The 14595-nt window shown below is 71.2% G+C and carries 13 protein-coding genes and 1 pseudogene; 10 read left to right on the plus strand and 4 right to left on the minus strand.

Features of this window, described 5'->3' with window-relative positions; all coding sequences use genetic code 11:
* The first annotated feature begins 367 nt into the window (after positions 1–367).
* The 5 genes from acuI to ABUW04_RS05395 all read left to right on the plus strand — a co-directional run bounded on the left by acuI (position 368) and on the right by ABUW04_RS05395 (position 6393).
* On the plus strand, positions 368–1351 hold the full coding sequence (acuI, locus tag ABUW04_RS05375) for an acrylyl-CoA reductase (NADPH) (RefSeq protein WP_380563189.1): 984 nt from the start codon (positions 368–370) through the stop codon (positions 1349–1351).
* A 12-nt stretch (positions 1352–1363) separates the two neighbouring features.
* Positions 1364–2542 carry a MaoC family dehydratase gene (locus ABUW04_RS05380; protein ID WP_380563191.1) on the plus strand — a complete coding sequence of 393 codons (1179 nt, stop codon included), beginning with the start codon at positions 1364–1366 and terminating at the stop codon, positions 2540–2542.
* A 48-nt stretch (positions 2543–2590) separates the two neighbouring features.
* A complete protein-coding gene (locus ABUW04_RS05385) occupies positions 2591–4285 on the plus strand; it encodes a class I adenylate-forming enzyme family protein (protein ID WP_380563193.1) in 1695 nt (564 codons plus the stop codon).
* A gap of 24 nt (positions 4286–4309) precedes the next feature.
* Positions 4310–5248: an alpha/beta hydrolase fold domain-containing protein gene (locus ABUW04_RS05390; protein ID WP_380563195.1), complete on the plus strand. Its 939-nt coding sequence runs from the start codon at positions 4310–4312 to the stop codon at positions 5246–5248.
* Between the two features lie 113 nt (positions 5249–5361).
* Positions 5362–6393, plus strand: a complete 1032-nt coding sequence (locus ABUW04_RS05395) for an SGNH/GDSL hydrolase family protein (protein ID WP_380563197.1) — start codon at positions 5362–5364, stop codon at positions 6391–6393.
* Positions 6394–6496: 103 nt separating this feature from the next.
* On the opposite strand, the gene ABUW04_RS05400 is transcribed toward ABUW04_RS05395, so the two are convergent.
* Positions 6497–7063: a class I SAM-dependent methyltransferase gene (locus ABUW04_RS05400; RefSeq protein WP_380563199.1), complete on the minus strand. Its 567-nt coding sequence runs from the start codon at positions 7061–7063 to the stop codon at positions 6497–6499.
* A gap of 26 nt (positions 7064–7089) precedes the next feature.
* Between ABUW04_RS05400 and ABUW04_RS05405 the strand changes: the two genes are divergently transcribed.
* Positions 7090–7932: a helix-turn-helix transcriptional regulator gene (locus ABUW04_RS05405; protein WP_380563201.1), complete on the plus strand. Its 843-nt coding sequence runs from the start codon at positions 7090–7092 to the stop codon at positions 7930–7932.
* Positions 7933–7962: 30 nt separating this feature from the next.
* On the opposite strand, the gene ABUW04_RS05410 is transcribed toward ABUW04_RS05405, so the two are convergent.
* The 3 genes and pseudogenes from ABUW04_RS05410 to ABUW04_RS05420 form a co-directional block, all read right to left on the minus strand.
* Positions 7963–9057 carry a PP2C family protein-serine/threonine phosphatase gene (locus tag ABUW04_RS05410; RefSeq protein ID WP_084714015.1) on the minus strand — a complete coding sequence of 365 codons (1095 nt, stop codon included), beginning with the start codon at positions 9055–9057 and terminating at the stop codon, positions 7963–7965.
* Positions 9057–9254, minus strand: a pseudogene (locus tag ABUW04_RS05415) (MMPL family transporter); the annotation flags it as partial. The pseudogene ABUW04_RS05415 and the gene ABUW04_RS05410, both read right to left, overlap by 1 nt.
* A 343-nt stretch (positions 9255–9597) precedes the next feature.
* The gene (locus tag ABUW04_RS05420; RefSeq protein WP_030253280.1) at positions 9598–10224 is read right to left on the minus strand and encodes a TetR/AcrR family transcriptional regulator; all 627 of its coding nucleotides are present in this window, start codon (positions 10222–10224) and stop codon (positions 9598–9600) included.
* A 104-nt stretch (positions 10225–10328) separates the two neighbouring features.
* Here ABUW04_RS05420 and ABUW04_RS05425 point away from each other — a divergent pair, with 104 nt between their 5' ends.
* The 4 genes from ABUW04_RS05425 to ABUW04_RS05440 all read left to right on the plus strand — a co-directional run bounded on the left by ABUW04_RS05425 (position 10329) and on the right by ABUW04_RS05440 (position 14473).
* On the plus strand, positions 10329–11096 hold the full coding sequence (locus tag ABUW04_RS05425) for an SDR family NAD(P)-dependent oxidoreductase (protein WP_380563203.1): 768 nt from the start codon (positions 10329–10331) through the stop codon (positions 11094–11096).
* Between the two features lie 138 nt (positions 11097–11234).
* Positions 11235–11888, plus strand: coding sequence for a response regulator transcription factor (locus ABUW04_RS05430; protein ID WP_380563205.1), 654 nt, complete (start codon positions 11235–11237; stop codon positions 11886–11888).
* Positions 11879–13147, plus strand: a complete 1269-nt coding sequence (locus ABUW04_RS05435; protein WP_380563207.1) for a sensor histidine kinase — start codon at positions 11879–11881, stop codon at positions 13145–13147. Before ABUW04_RS05430 ends, ABUW04_RS05435 begins: the two co-directional genes overlap by 10 nt.
* A 51-nt stretch (positions 13148–13198) precedes the next feature.
* Entirely contained in the window at positions 13199–14473 is a 1275-nt protein-coding gene (locus ABUW04_RS05440; protein ID WP_380563209.1) for a COG4705 family protein, read from the plus strand.
* Positions 14474–14595: the final 122 nt, after the last annotated feature.

The raw sequence follows: 14595 nt of genomic DNA on the forward strand, positions 1-14595 counted from the left end.
GATTGGGGTCCGCGCCGTGTCAGCGGAGCCTACTAGTAGATCAACCCTTTTCAATACGGTTTGCTATCCGATCGGCACCGATCGTTCTCCAGCACCGTAGTGACACGTGGGTTGACGGTCCGTCCTCGCCTATGGAAGCATCATGCTCGCTAGAGAGAATGTGATTCTTGATATCGAGATTGAGCTACTTCCCACATCTGACGGCCCGTCGGTGCCAATGGCGGCCGGTGATCATGCCCTCGGCGGGAGGCGCCACTGCCGCAGATGCGGGCCGCGCTCGGTTGTGAAGATCAACTGGATACCCCGACTCTCCAGGATCGAGACTGCCCTTACCATGCGCGAAGCCGAGAAGGGACAGGCTCTCCGAATGTTTTCGGCAATTCTGATCGAGAAAGGCGAGGCGGGGCAGTCGGCTGCGCTCGCGAACCTGGCCGAGGCCGAGCTTCCGGACGGCGACGTCAGCATCGACGTCGCCTATTCGACGCTCAATTACAAGGACGGCCTCGCCATCACCGGCGCCTCCCCGGTGGTACGCCGGTTCCCGATGGTGCCCGGCATCGACCTCGCCGGGGTGGTCACCGCCAGCACCCACCCGGCCTGGCGGCAGGGCGACCGGGTGGTGCTCAACGGCTGGGGCGTCGGCGAGAGCCACTGGGGCGGCCTGGCCCAGCGCGCCCGCGTCAACGGGGACTGGCTGGTGCCGCTGCCCGCCGACTTCACCGCCCGTCAGGCGATGGCCATCGGCACCGCCGGCTACACGGCGGCCCTGTGCGTGGACTCCCTGCTGGACCACGGAGTGCGCCCGGACCAGGGCGAGATCCTGGTGACCGGAGCCACCGGCGGCGTCGGCAGCGTCGCGATCACCCTGCTGACCGCGGCCGGCTTCACGGTGGCCGCGGCGACCGGCAAGGCCGCCGAGGCCGAGTACCTCCAGCAGCTCGGCGCCGCGACGGTACTGGACCGCGCCGAGCTGGCCGGGGCCGGAAAGCCGCTGCAGAAGGAGCGCTGGGCCGGCGTCGTCGATGCCGTTGGCAGCCACACCCTGGCGAACGCCTGCGCCCAGACCCGGTACGGCGGCGCGGTCGCCGCCTGCGGCCTGGCCCAGGGCATGGACTTCCCCGCGTCGGTGGCCCCCTTCATCCTGCGCGGGGTGTCGCTGCTGGGCATCGACAGCGTGATGGCGCCGGCCGGGCCGCGCACGGCGGCCTGGGCCCGGCTGGCACGCGATCTGGACGCGATCGCCCTGGAGGTGATCGCCCAGGAGGTCGCCCTGGGCGAGGCCGTGGCCGCAGCGGGTCAACTCATGGACGGCAAGGTGCGGGGCCGCATCCTCGTCGACGTCAACCGGTAGTCAGGAGCACCTGTGAGCAAGTCTGTCGAACTCGACCTCTCCGACGTCGACCACCGCGTGGGCAAGCCGGTCGGCGGCGGGCAGCTGTGGGACCCGTGCAGCTCCACCGACATCCGCCGCTGGGTGATGGCGATGGACTACCCCAACCCGCTGCACTGGGACCAGGAGTTCGCCCGAGACTCCAGGTTCGGCGGCCTGATCGCGCCGCAGTCGATCGCGGTGGGCCTGGACTACGGACACGGCGCCGCGCCCGCCTGCGTCGGCCACATCCCCGACAGCCACCTGATCTTCGGCGGCGAGGAGTGGTGGTTCTACGGCTGCCCGGTGCGGGTGGGCGACCAGCTGTTCCAGGAACGGCGGTTCCACGACTACAAGGTGACCGAGACCAAGTTCGCCGGACCCACCATGTTCGCGCGCGGCGACACCACCCACACCAACCAGCACGGCACCCTGGTGGCGCGCGAGCGGTCCACCGCGATCCGCTACCTCTCCGCCGAGGCCGAGAAGCGCGGGATGTACCAGAGCCAGCTCGGCGCCGTGAAGCAGTGGACCGAGGCCGAACTGGTCGAGCTGGAGCAGCTGCGCCGCGACTGGCTGATGTCCAACCGCACCGGCGTCTCGCCGCGCTTCGACGAGGTCAAGGTCGGCGACCGGCTGCCGCGGCGGGTGCTCGGCCCGCACAGCATCGCCAGCTTCACCACCGAGTACCGCGCCTTCGTCTTCAACATCTGGGGCACCTTCCGCTGGGTCTCCCCGCCCGGCGTCGAGGATCCCTGGGTCTACCAGGACCCGGGCTGGACCGAGGGCTTCGCCTTCGACGAGGAGGACGCCAGGATCGACCCGCGCAAGCGCGACGGACTGTACGTCGGCCCCTCACGCGGCCACATCGACGCGGCCAGGGCCGGCCAGGTCGGCATGGCCCGCGCCTACGGCTACGGCGCCACGATGGGCGCCTGGTGCACCGACTACCTCGCCTACTGGGCCGGCCACGACGGCATGGTGCGCCACTCCAGGTCCAGCTTCCGCGGGCCCGCCTTCGAGGGCGACGCCACCTACTTCGACGCCGAGGTGGTCGGCAAGGAGCGGGAGTCGGTCTGGGGCGTGCCGCTGGTCCAGGTCAAGCTGCGGCTCACCAACCAGAACGGCGACGTGGTGGTGGACTGCGCGGCCGAGGTCGAGCTGCCGCTCTAGCCCGGCCGGGGACACCCCGGCCGCGAGACGCGAAGGAGGTGGTCGGCGATGGGCGCCGGATCCGAACGTTCCCTCTCACTGGTGTCGGGCCCGCCGCTCGACGCCGAACCGGGCCTCGGCGCGCTGACGCTGCCCGGCTTCCTGGACCAGGTCACCGCGCTCTACGGCGAGCGCGAGGCGGTGGTGCTGCGCACGCCTGACGGCGTCACCCGGTGGACCTACGCCGACCTCCGGGAGCGCTCGGTCGAGGTGGCCCGGGCGCTGCGCGCGGGCGGACTTGACCGGGGCGGCCGGGTCGGCGTGCTGATGACCAACCGGCCCGAATGGATCGCGGCGGTCTTCGGGATCTCGCTCGCCGGAGGCGTGGCGGTCACCCTCAGCACCTTCTCCACCGGCCCGGAGCTGGACCACATGCTGCAGGCCTCCGGCATCTCGGTGCTGCTGTTCGAGCGCACAGTGCTGACCAAGGACTTCGCCGCCGTGCTGACCGAGCTGGAGCCCGCGATCGGCCGGTCCGCGCCCGGCACGCTCCGGTCGGTGCGCTTCCCGTTCCTGCGCCGTCTCGCCGTGCTCGGAGAGCCGGTGCCCGGCGGCGCACTGGAGCCCTGGGACGGCTTCCTGACGCACGGTCAGCAGGAGCCGCGCGAGCTGGTCGAGGCGACCGCGACCGCGGTGCGGCCCAGCGACCCGGCCGTGCTGTTCTTCTCCTCCGGCTCCACCAGCAGGCCCAAGGGCATCCTCAGCGCGCACCGTGGCGTCACCATCCAGATGTGGCGCTGCCGGCGGATGTACGGCTTCGGTCCGCAGGACCGGGTCCGCTGCTGGACGGCCAACGGCCTGTTCTGGTCCGGCAACTTCGCCATGGCGCTCGGCGCGACCCTCGCCGCCGGCGGCGCCCTAATCCTGCAACCGACCTTCGCCGCCGCCGGGGCACTGGAGCTGATGCAGGCGGAACGGGTCACCTTCCCGTTCGCCTGGCCGCACCAGTGGGCGCAGTTGGAAGGCTCGCCCCGGTGGTCCGAGACGGATCTGAGCAGCATGCGGTTCGTGGACTTCAACACCCCGATCGCGGGCCACCCCACGGTGTCGGCCAGGTGGTTCGAGCCCGGCCACGCCTACGGCAACACCGAGACCTTCACCATCACCACCTGCTTCCCCGCCAACACCCCGCCCGAGGTGCACCGCGGCAGCAGCGGCGAGGCGCTGCCGGGAGTGACCGTCAAGATCGTCGACCCGCTCACCGGTAGCGTCCTGCCACGGGGCGAACGCGGCGAGATCTGCGTCAAGGGCCCCACGCTGATGCTGGGCTACCTCGGCACCCCGCTGGACGAGACGCTCGACGCCGAGGGCTTCTTCCGCACGGGTGACGGCGGCCGTCTCGACGACGGCGGCCTGCTGCACTGGGAGGGCCGGCTCACCGACATCATCAAGACCGGCGGCGCCAACGTCTCCCCGCTGGAGGTGGACGAGGCGCTGACCGGCTGTCCCGGGGTCAGGGTGGCGCAGACCGTCGGCGTGCCGCACGAGACCCTCGGCGAGGTCGTGGTCGCCTGTATCGTGCCGCAGCAGGGCGTGGACCTCGATGCCGAGACGATCCGTACCTTCCTGCGGGAGCGGCTGGCGAGCTACAAGGTGCCCCGCCACGTCCTGTTCTTCCGCGAGGACGAGATAGCGCTCACCGGAAACGCCAAGATCAAGTCCAGCGAGCTGCGGCAACTGGCCGCGGAACGCCTGAAGAAGTAGGCAGAGGCAAGAGGGAGCCGCCGTATGTCCGTTCTGGCAAGGCCCGCGGTCGCCGCCCTGGCCGCGAAGGGCTTTCAGCGTCTGGTCCGGCTGAGCGAGCGCCGCAGCTCACCGGTGCGCTTCCCGGAGTTCCCGGGCAACACCCGCGAGCTGACGATCCCCACCTCGATCGGACCCGCGCGCGCCGTGGTCTACTCCCCCGCGGACGGCGACGAGCTGCCCCCGGTGCACGTCAACTTCCACGGCGGCGGCTACGTCCTGCCGCTGACACAGCTCGACGACCCGCTCTGCCGCTGCCTCGCCGCCGAGGCGGGAGTCGTCGTGGTCAATGTCGACTACGTGCTCGCCCCGCAGCACCGCTTCCCCGCACCGCCCCGCCAGGCCTTCGAGGTGGTGCGGTGGGTCGCCGAGCACGGTGCCGAGCACGGCTGGGACGGCGCCAGGCTCTCCATCGGCGGCCAGAGCGCGGGCGGCGGCCTCGCCGCGGCCGTGGCCCGGCAGGCCCTGGAGCAGGGCGGCCCCGCCATCGCCCTCCAGGTCCTGCACTACCCACCGCTCGACCTGGCCACCGGCTTCAAGGACAAGGGCACACCGATCAAGGGCTCCGAACTGCGGCCGTGGATGGCCGAGATCTTCAACAACTCCTACATCCCGAACCCGCAGCACCGCACCGACCGCCTGGCCTCCCCCGCCCACCCGACAGACACCGCCGACCTCACCGGCATCGCCCCGGCCCTGGTCATCACCGCCGAACTCGACCTGCTCCGCCCGGAAGCCGAACGCTACGCCGAACGCCTACGCACGGCCGGGGCACTGCTCCAACTCCACAACGTGACCGGAGCCGACCACGGCTACGACGTCAGAAACGACGAGAGAGCCAGAGAGATCTACACCCTGATCGCCACTCAACTCCGGCGGATCGCCCCCGGGGCGGGACCGTCTGACGCGGGGCGCGTGGTGTAGCGAGCTACACCACCGTTCGGGGGGTGGGCCACCTCGTGGCGGCGGGCGGGCGAAGGGATCGTGGACCTCGGAAGTTCGCCATACCCGTCGCACCGTCAGAAGGATGACCCCTCATGCAGTCCCTGCCCTCGTCCAGGCCCGTGCTCCGGTTCCTCTTCCTGAAGGCTTACGCACGAGCCGGCCTGGCCGTGGTGACCGCAGGCGGCGTCCTGGTCACCGCGGTCGCCTGCGGGCGGGGCGGGGACTATGCATCGAGCCCGACGACAGTGACCGTCAACGCGACTGCGGCCGCCGGGTCGGTGGGCAGTCCATCCGCCCCGCCGTCCGCCAAGGGCGGCTACGTCGCGCTGGGCGACTCCTACACGTCCGGCCCGGGAATCCCCGACCGGACCGGCACACCCACCGGATGCCAGCGCTCCGACCGCAACTACCCGTCGCTGGTCGCTGAGAGCCTGGGCATCAAGGCCACCGACTTCCGCGACATGAGCTGCAGCGGCGCCACCATCGGCGACCTCTCCGGCGCCCAGTCCACCGACGACGGGACCAACCCCGCGCAGCTGTCCGCGCTGTCCTCCGGCACCCGCCTGGTGACCATCGGCATCGGCGGCAACGACATCGGCTTCAGCGATCTGGTCGAGCAGTGCACCAAGTCGGGGATCGTCTACTACGCCACCGGCAGCGGCAAGTACACCGGGAGTAAGGCACCCTGCCGCGGAAAATACGTCTCGGGCGGCACGGACCAGATACAGCAGCGGATCCTGACCGCAGGCGCACGGCTCGCCGACGCGCTCAAGGAGGTCAAGCAGCGTGCCCCGCAGGCCCGGGTCTACATCGTGGGCTACCCGGCGATCCTGCCGTCGCAGGGCAGCGACTGCGGCCTCGACATGGGCCTCGCCCCCGGCGACGTCACCTTCCTGAACCAGGAGGTGCAGCAGCTCAACACCACACTCAAGCAGCGCGCACAAGCCGTCGGAGCCGGATACGTCGACACCTACACCCCCTCTGTCGGCCACGACGCCTGCTCCGCACCGAAGAGCCGCTGGATCGAGCCCTTCCTCCCGCTCGCCCCTGCCGCCCCGGTCCACCCCAACGAGCGCGGCGAACGCGGCATGGCCGAAGCCGTCCTCCGCGCGGTCGACGGCTGACAGCGGCGGTCGGGCCGTTCGCGCCGAACACCGACCCCGACCTGGCCCGCCGCCGGTGGGAGCGATCCGCCGCGCTCACCGGTCTTCCGACGGACGAGTAGCCCTAGGGCTTCCTCGCGCTGAAGCGGAACAGGTAGTCGTTGTGCCCGGCCACGGTGATGTCCGTGAATCCCGCCGTCCGCAGGCGCTGGTCAAGGGTGGCCGGGTCCACCAGGACGTAGGTGTCGTCGATGTGGGCGCGCCGGATCCGCTCACTGTCGACCGAGTCGATTCCCAGCAGTGGCGCCCCAGGACGGAGGAGGTGGTGCAACCGTGCGAACAGCTGGTCCTGCGCCTGCGGCGAGTCCATATGGTGCAGCATCGAGAAGCAGGTCGCCGCGGAGAACCGGTTCGCTGCCAACTCCAGTGCGGTGACGTCGCCGTGGATGACCTCGGCGCGGCTGTCGGCCAGTCGGGTGCGCAGCTGGGCGGCCAGGTCCGGATCGATCTCGATCGCGGTGACCCGGGTGGTCAGTTCCAGCAGCAGGTCCGTGGTGAGTCCGGGGCCGGGGCCGATCTCCAGCACGTCCTCGCCGAGGTCGGCCGCCTGCTCCAGCCAGGGCAGCAGTTCGGTACGCAGCGTCAGGGCCCAAGCAGGGCTGGCGAGATGGGTCAGATGAGGCTGATTCATGGGTCCCATTAGTACTGTCCTTGTGCATGACCGGCTTTGCGCGAACGGCCGATGAACCGCCGTCAGCGGCCAATGCCCGGATGGTGGTCCTGCGCGGCCAGGCGGGAGTGCCCGGAGCGGGCGCGCCCGGTATCGTCGCCGGGTCGTACAGCTATGAGGGCACCCATCCGGTCGCCCCTTGGCACCGCCATGACCTGCACCAGCTCGAGTACGCCTTCGAGGGCGTCGTCGAGGTACGGACCGCTGCGGCCCGCTACCGGCTGCCGTCGCTGCAGGCCGCGTGGATCCCGGCCGGGCTGGCCCATGTGAGTACCTTCGACAGGGCGAGGACCGTCTCGGTGTTCTTCGATCCCGCCCTGGTGCGCGACAGCGCGAGCCGCGTCCGGGTCCTGCCGGTGGAACCGGTCCTGCGCGAGATGATCATCTACGCCGCGCGCTGGCCGATCGGCCGGCCGGACAGCGACGCCGTGGCCGACTCCTACTTCGGCGCACTGGCCGACCTGGTCCTGGAACGGCTGGACCGCGAGCTGCCGTTCCACCTGCCGGTCAGTCACGACCCGCTGATCACGGACGTCATGCGCTACACCGACACCCACCTGGCCGATGTCTCGATCGCCGCGGTCTGCCGCGCGGTCGCCACCTCCGAGCGCACCCTGCGCCGCCGCTTCGGCGCCGCAACCGGCATGACGTGGCGCCAGTACCTGCTGCACAGCCGACTGTTGCACGCCATGACGCTGCTGGTCCGGCAGGACAGCACCGTCCTCGCGGTCGCCACAGCCGTCGGCTTCGACAGCGCCAGCGCATTCAGTCGGGCCTTCCACGCCTACACCGGACAGACGCCGACCGCCTTCCGCCACGATCGCGTGTAAGGGAGATCGCAGGCCGTCCTTGCGGTCTGCTCATGCGGTTCGTTGTGCGAGTGATGCCCGGCGCAGTGCCAGCACCGCGATGTCGTCCTGCTGCCGGCCTCCGGTGAATGCTCGGACCTGCACCCGTAGCAGGTCGGCGAGTTGACTAGGGGTCACCTCACCGATCTCCTGTAGTCGTTCCTCCAGCGGGAAGAAGGATCCTTCCCGGTCGCGGCTCTCGATCAGGCCGTCGGTGTAGAGCAGGAGTGTCTCGTCGGCGGCGAGGTCGAACCAGTCCACTGTGCGCACGTCGGCAACCAGCGCTCCCAGCCCCAAGGGAACGTGCGCGCCCTGCAGTTGCAGGCGGCTGACGCCTCGGGGGCCGAGGATGTAGGGCAGTGGGTGGCCGCAGTTGACCACCTGGGCCTCAGGATCCGCGTCCAGGCCCAGGACGAGTGCCGTGACGAAGCGCTCGGGCTCGCCGGCCTCGCCGGCGTAGTGGTTCTGCCGCACGACGGCGTGTTCCAGCGCTTCGACGACGCCGGTGAGCGTCGGTTCGCGGTGTGCCGCCTCCCGGAACGCACCGATGACGGCGAAGGCGGTGCCCAACGCGGGCAGGCCCTTGCCCTGCACGTCCGCCAGCAGCACCCGGGTGCCGTAGGCGGTCTCGATCACGTCGTAGATGTCACCGCCGACCAGGCTCTCCTCCTGGAGCGGATCGTAGACGCCGGCCACCAGCACCTCATGGGTGACCTGCGGAAGCGGCCGCAGCAGCTGCCGCTGCATCGCGGTCGCGGCGGACCGGAGCCTGGTGGTCTGCTCGGTGCGCGAGATCCGCCAGTGGCAGAGGTAGACGGCCAGGGCGCCGAAGGCGACGCTGAACACCACCAGCGCGATGTCCACGGCCAGATGCGAGGCCGGCTGCTGCAGGAGTGCCCCTGCCGTAGCCAGCACGATCCAGGCGGACACCCACACGGTCTGCCGTACCGTGCCCACGGCCGCGATCGTCGCGGGGAGGAACACCAGGAAGCCCGCCAGCTCCGGTGCGCTGGACAGCAGCGGGCCCGTGCCCAGGACGAGTACGGTGATCCCGGCCGTCCACAGCAACGAGGCCCGGTTGGACACACTCCCTGTGCGTTCGGTCATGCCCGGTCCGGGTCCGGTTGGACGTAGGCCTCGCGGATCCGGGAGACCAGGAACACCTCGTAGTCCATGGCGAGCCCGAAGACGATCCCCACCAGGAAGATCGGCATCAGGCTCATGATCGGACCGGTCGTGGTGACCCCGAGCAGACTGGCACCCCAGCCCTTCTGGAACACGGCGACCACGCAGCCCAGCGCGGCCCACAACCCAGTCGATAGAGGAACGTGGCCACAGCGGGCTCCTGTCCGAGCTCGGTTACCTCACCAGGACCGTCAGGACACCGCCCCTGTCGTCATGCCCCTGGCGGCACTCCGACTGATCAAGAGCACCGTAAGTTCAGGGCTGAGCCTGTCGCCTGCGCAGATGTCCCTCCGCGAGGTCCCCCGCAGGCGGACGGAGGTTCGCAGGTGCGGGTGCAGGGGGTCGCGTTCGAGGAGGATCGCGGTTCGTCGGCGCTGGGCCATCCGGATTCCCGACCGGCGGCAGTCGGCGGGCGGGCGGGCGCGCGGACCGGTCCGCTCAGCGCGGGCGCCCCGGGGCCGATCAGCGCGGGAAGCCCGCTGCCGCCACCCGCACGGCCCGCTCGGTCGCTTCGACCAGTGCCTCGGGGCCGGCGTCGGTTCCGTTCCAGGCCCAGTCCTCCACCGCGACCCGCAGCGCGGAGTTGATCATCGCGGCCTGCACCCGGGACTCCAGGTCCTGCGGACTGCGGCCGGCGCGCTCGGCGACGGCCTCGGCGAACACGGCCTCGGCCTGGTGGTGCACCTGCAGCCAGACGGCGCGCAGCCCGTCCTCGTGCCTGGTCAGCCGCACCAGGCCACGCAGCGCGGCAGTCGCTTCGGGCGTGGCCGTGGCCGCACGTTCGGCGTCCGCGCCGGTGAGCACCGGGGTGCCGGGGCGCCACTCCCGCAGCCGCTGCGCCGTCTGCTCGATTCCGGCCGCGAGCAGCGGCTGGACGAACTGCTCCTTGGTGGGGAAGTAGCGCCACAGCGTGCGCTGGGAGATGCCGACGGCCTGGGCGATCTCCTCGGCGGAGGTGGCCGCGACGCCCTTCGCCGTGAACAGCCGCACGGCCTCCTGGGCGATCTCCAGCCGGGTGGCGGCCTTGCGCCGCTCGGTCAGCGGCGGCCGACCCATCCGTACCGCCGGCTTCTCCGGCTGCTGATCCATCCGCTCAGCTTAGCGGTTTTCGTCACGCAATGACTTTCTGGCACTTTCTGCCATAAAGCTATAACGTCGCAGGCAGCACACCAGCAAGGAAGCAGGGAGCACCCATGAGCAGCACCACCGGCCTCACCGGCAAGAGCGTCGTCGTCACCGGCGCGGGCTCGGGCATCGGCCGCGCCACCGCCCTGAAGTTCGCCGCCGAGGGGGCCTCGGTCCTGGTGGCCGACCTCAACGCAGAGGGCGCCAAGGCCGTCGTCAGCGAGATCGAGGCCGCCGGCGGCACCGCCCGCGCGGTGGTCGGCGACCTGAGCGAGCAGAGCGTGGTGGACGAGGTGGTCGCCACCGCCGTTTCGGCCTTCGGCGGCCTGGACGTCCTGGTCAACAACGCGGGGATCATGGACCGGATGTCGGCGGCCGGCGAGACCAGCGACGCCGAGTGGGAGCGGGTGATCCGGATCAACCTGACCGCGCCGTTCCTGCTGACCCGCGCCGCGCTCCCGCACATGCTCGCCGCGGGCCGGGGTGCCATCGTCAACACCGCGTCCGAGGCGTCGCTGCGCGGCAGCGCGGCGGGCGCCGCCTACACCGCGTCCAAGCACGCGGTCGCCGGGCTGACCAAGTCCCTCGCCGTGATGTACCGGGACAAGGGCATCCGCGCCAACGCCATCGCCCCCGGCGGGACCATCACCAACATCCAGGTCGACGTCGAGGCCGGCGCCCAGGGCCCGGCCGTCCTCGGCTCCTACATGGGCAACGTCGGCCGGCCGGCGGACGCCGCCGAGCAGGCCGCCGCCATCCTCTTCCTCGCCTCGGACGCCGCCAGCAACATCAACGGCGTCATCCTCCCGGTCGACAACGGCTGGTCCGCGGTCTGACCGCAGCCGGATCCCGGGCCGGGCCGCGCACGACCGCCCTGCCCGGGACCCCGGGACCACCGCCTCCGGCCGCACTCCCGGTGCGACCCCCGGGGCGGCGATTGGGTTCGCCGACGCGTGAGTACCTACGCTGTGCGGATGGCTCTCATTGCGGTGTGCGAGGACGACGCGGCGGTCCGCGACCTGCTCAGGCGGGCCCTGGAACACGACGGCCACACCATCGCGGCCGCGGCCACCGCCGAGAGCCTGCTGCGGCAGCTGGACCCGGCGCCGCACCTGATCGTCCTGGACCTCGGCCTGCCCGACGCCGACGGGCGCGACGTCTGCCTGGCACTGCGGGCGCGCGGCGTCGACGCACCGGTGCTGATGCTCACCGCCCTGGACGGCATGCACCACAAGGTCGGCGGCTTCGAGGCCGGCGCCGACGACTACCTCACCAAGCCGTTCGACCTGCCCGAACTACTGGTCCGGGTGCGCGCGTTGCTGCGCCGCACCACCACCGCGGCCGCGACCGAGGACGTGGTGCTGGACCCCGCCAAGCACACCGTGACCTGCGGCGCCGGCAGCGAGGACCTCACCCCCACCGAGTTCCGGCTGCTCGGCAGGCTGATGGCCGCGCGTGGCGACGCGGTCCGCCGTCACGCGCTGGTCGCCGCCGGCTGGCCGCACGGCGCACAAGTCAGTGACAACACCCTGGACTCCTTCGTGCGCCGGCTGCGGACCAAGCTCGCGGCCCTGGACGCCGAGCAGCGGCTGGCGACGGTGCGCGGGGTGGGCTACCGGTGGCAGTGACCAGCTTCCGCTCCAGGGTCGTGGCGCTCACCGTGCTGGTCGCCACCACGGTGGTCGCGGTCCTGGTGGTGCTCTCCCACGTCCTGCTCAGCCGGGTCACCGACGCGGACGCGCACGCGATGGCGCGCACCCGCGCGGAGGCCGCCGCCGCCAACATCGCGGTCGAGGGCGGCCGGGTGGTGATGACGGAGAACGGCAGCGAGGCGCTGGACTCGGTGGCATGGGTGTACGCCGACGGGCAACTGGTCGACGGGTTCGTGCCGACCGCGCTCCTCGACCAGGTCCAGGCGCTGTCCGGCTCCCCGGCCGAGCGGACCGCCGTGGTCCAGGGCCACCTGCTGCTGGCTCGGCCGGTCCCGACAGCGGGCCACCGGACGACGGTGGTCGTGGGAGTGGACCTGATGCCCTATGAGACGTCGGAGCGGCACAGCCTGACGGCGTCGCTGATACTGGGCGCCCTCGCGGTGCTGCTCGCGGCTCTGGTGGCGGACTTCGCGGTGCGCCGTTCGCTGCGGGTGGTGCACGAGATGGCCGCACTCGCCGACGACTGGGGCGACCACGAGCCCGGGCGGCGGTTCGACCTCGGCGTGCCGCGCGACGAGTTCGGCGAGCTGGGCGGCACCCTGGACCGCCTGCTCGACCGCATAGACCACGTCCTGGAGGAGGAGCGTCGGCTGAGCGACGAGATCGCCCACGAGCTGCGGACCCCGCTGACGGTGCTGCGCGGCGAGGCGCAGCTGGCACAGCTGTCCGGGCAGCAGCTGCCCCCCGGTGCGGTGCTGCGCGAGGTCGAGCGCCTCAACTCGGCCATCACCACCATCCTCGGTGCGGCCCGCCGTCGCGTCGGCGGCGGGGACCGCTGCGACCTGGCAGCCGCGGCGCGGGCGGTGATCGCGGGCCGCGGCGTGGAGCTCGACGTCGCCGCCGGCGTCGAGGTCGCGGTGCCCGCGGAGGTGGTGACGGCGGTACTGGCGCCGCTGCTGGACAACGGACTGCGCCATGCCAGAGCGAGAGTGCGCGTCACCGCCCGCACCGAGGCCGGGGTGGTGCTGGCCGAGGTCCTCGACGACGGCCCGGGATTCGCGGCGGAGGAGGTCGAACGGGTCTTTGAAGCGGGTGTCAGCGCAGGCACGGGACACGGCCTGGGCCTGGCCGTGGCGCGTCGCGTCGCGGCCTCGGCGGGGGTGGAGATCCGCGCGGTCGCGGTCGGCCACGGCCGGGTCGAGGTGCTCTTCCCCGCGCCCCGGGCCGCGACGTAGTCAGGTGACGTAGTCAGGTTGTGTGCAGGTTCGCCCCAGCAGTCTCCTGCCATGACAACGACAACTCCGACCCGCACGCGCAGCGGGCGCCTCCTGCTCAACAAGGTTCCCGAGGTCACCATCTGGTTCTGGGTGATCAAGATCCTCTGCACGACGGTGGGCGAGAGCTTCGCCGACTGGATCAACATGACGCTGGGCGTCGGCCTGGTGAACACCGCCTGGATCTTCACCGTGGTCCTGGCCGTGGTGCTGGCCGTGCAGCTGCGGCTCAAGCGGTACGTGCCGCTGCCGTACTGGCTCACCGTGGTCGTCGTCAGCGTCACCGGCACGCTGTACACCGACATCCTGACCGACCAGCTGAACGTGCCCCTTTGGATCAGCTCCGCGGTGTTCTCGGTGCTGCTGGCCGTGGTGTTCGGCGTGTGGTGGTTGCGCGAGCGCACCTTGTCGATCCACTCGGTCACCACGTCCTCGCGCGAGGCCTTCTACTGGCTCACGGTGCTGGTCACCTTCGCGCTGGGCACCGCGACCGGCGACTGGACCCTGGAGCTGACCGGCTGGAGCCCCGGGGCGTCGGTGCTGCTGCCGCTGGGCCTGATCGCGGCGATCACGCTGCTGTGGAAGGCCGGGGCCAACCCGGTGCTGTCGTTCTGGCTCGCCTACATCCTGACCCGCCCACTGGGCGCCAACATCGGCGACTGGCTGGCCTCGCCGAAGACCGCACAGAACCCCGGCGACCCGACCGGCCTGGACCTGGGCACCTTCGTCACCAGCCTGATCTTCCTCGGCCTGATCCTGGCCACCGTGATCTACCTGACCGTCACCCGCTCGGACGTCACCGAGACCTACGAGGCCGCCCACGCCCCGCACACCGCGGCCGGCCTGTGCAGGCAGCGCCTCGCACTGGGGGGCTTCGGCCTGCTGGCCGCCGCCACCACCGTCCTGCTGGTGTGGGCGCACAACCAGCCGCACACCGGCCCCGCCCCGGAAGCCGACACCACCACCACGGTGCAGCTGGCGCCCGGACAGGCGGTCAAGGACTTCCCGGGTTCAAAGGTCGACGCACTCAAGGCCCTCGCGTCCACCTCGCTGCACGACGCCCAGGCGGGCAACGCGGCCGGCGCCCACACCGCCGCCCAGTCGCTGCGCGACCTGTGGGACGCCGACCAGCCCATGCTGCAGTCACTGGACGACACCGGCTGGACCTCTCTGGACGCCCAGATGGACCAGGTCCTGAAGACCTTCGGCATCGACCACCCCAACAAGCCGCTGCCCGCCGCCAAACAGGAGGCCGCACTCACCACCCTGCTGACCGACCTGGGCTGACCGACCGGGCAGCGCTGCCCCGGACGTACTGCGTGCGCAGTAGCGGAAGTAGCGGCGGGTGCACGACGCCGAAGCCGCTCCGTCGGGTGAGACTGGTCCGTATCCGGAAACGGATCCCAGCA

Origin of the sequence: Streptacidiphilus jeojiensis, assembly GCF_042510965.1 — a bacterium.
Taxonomy (GTDB): Bacteria; Actinomycetota; Actinomycetes; order Streptomycetales; family Streptomycetaceae; genus Streptacidiphilus; species Streptacidiphilus jeojiensis.

Excerpts from the sequence above, each read along its gene's own strand:
- acuI (WP_380563189.1), top strand. The coding sequence starts at position 368 with ATGTTTTCGGCAATTCTGATCGAGAAAGGCGAGGCGGGGCAGTCGGCT.
- ABUW04_RS05385 (WP_380563193.1), top strand. The coding sequence starts at position 2,591 with ATGGGCGCCGGATCCGAACGTTCCCTCTCACTGGTGTCGGGCCCGCCG.
- ABUW04_RS05390 (WP_380563195.1), top strand. The coding sequence starts at position 4,310 with ATGTCCGTTCTGGCAAGGCCCGCGGTCGCCGCCCTGGCCGCGAAGGGC.
- ABUW04_RS05395 (WP_380563197.1), top strand. The coding sequence starts at position 5,362 with ATGCAGTCCCTGCCCTCGTCCAGGCCCGTGCTCCGGTTCCTCTTCCTG.
- ABUW04_RS05400 (WP_380563199.1), bottom strand. The coding sequence starts at position 7,063 with ATGAATCAGCCTCATCTGACCCATCTCGCCAGCCCTGCTTGGGCCCTG.
- ABUW04_RS05405 (WP_380563201.1), top strand. The coding sequence starts at position 7,090 with ATGACCGGCTTTGCGCGAACGGCCGATGAACCGCCGTCAGCGGCCAAT.
- ABUW04_RS05410 (WP_084714015.1), bottom strand. The coding sequence starts at position 9,057 with ATGACCGAACGCACAGGGAGTGTGTCCAACCGGGCCTCGTTGCTGTGG.
- ABUW04_RS05420 (WP_030253280.1), bottom strand. The coding sequence starts at position 10,224 with ATGGATCAGCAGCCGGAGAAGCCGGCGGTACGGATGGGTCGGCCGCCG.
- ABUW04_RS05425 (WP_380563203.1), top strand. The coding sequence starts at position 10,329 with ATGAGCAGCACCACCGGCCTCACCGGCAAGAGCGTCGTCGTCACCGGC.
- ABUW04_RS05430 (WP_380563205.1), top strand. The coding sequence starts at position 11,235 with ATGGCTCTCATTGCGGTGTGCGAGGACGACGCGGCGGTCCGCGACCTG.
- ABUW04_RS05440 (WP_380563209.1), top strand. The coding sequence starts at position 13,199 with ATGACAACGACAACTCCGACCCGCACGCGCAGCGGGCGCCTCCTGCTC.